The following is a 791-nucleotide window of genomic DNA, read 5'->3' on the forward strand; positions in this document are numbered from 1 at the left end:
ATTCCAGACTTGACAACTCCAGGTAAGAAGGATCCAGTTAAAGTAACGGTAGAATTACCAAATGGAAAAGTGATTACAGTAGAAGTCCCAGTTAATGTAACACCTGTTAAGGAAATTGAAACTCCGGTTACGAAAACTCCATTAACACCAGAGGATTACACTAAAGGCATCAAGATTCCAGAAGGTGGTAAGGTCACAAATGTTGAAAACATTCCAGACTTAACAACACCAGGTAAGAAAGATCCAGTTAAAGTAACGGTTGAATTACCAAATGGAAAAGTGATTACAGTAGAAGTCCCAGTTAATGTAACACCTGTTAAGGAAATTGAAACTCCGGTTACGAAAACTCCATTAACACCAGAGGATTACACTAAAGGCATCAAGATTCCAGAAGGTGGCAAGGTCACAAATGTTGAAAACATTCCAGACTTAACAACACCAGGTAAGAAAGATCCAGTTAAAGTAACGGTAGAATTACCAAATGGCAAAGTGATTACAGTAGAAGTCCCAGTTAATGTAACACCTGTTAAAGAGATTGAGACACCAGTCACATCTACCCCATTAACGCCAGAGGATTACACTAAAGGAATTAAGATTCCAGAAGGTGGCAAGGTCACAAATGTTGAAAACATTCCAGACTTGACAACTCCAGGTAAGAAGGATCCAGTTAAAGTAACGGTAGAATTACCAAATGGAAAAGTGATTACAGTAGAAGTCCCAGTTAATGTAACACCTGTTAAGGAAATTGAAACTCCGGTTACGAAAACTCCATTAACACCAGAGGATTACAC

1 protein-coding gene is annotated in these 791 nt (G+C 38.6%); it reads left to right on the top strand.

Annotated elements, in window-relative coordinates:
* A partial coding sequence (locus D8849_RS10350) for a Rib/alpha-like domain-containing protein (protein ID WP_260467593.1) occupies nt 1-791 on the top strand: 791 nt, incomplete at both ends.

It is taken from the genome of Streptococcus mitis, from assembly GCF_003942765.1.
Classification (GTDB): domain Bacteria; phylum Bacillota; class Bacilli; order Lactobacillales; family Streptococcaceae; genus Streptococcus; species Streptococcus mitis_BE.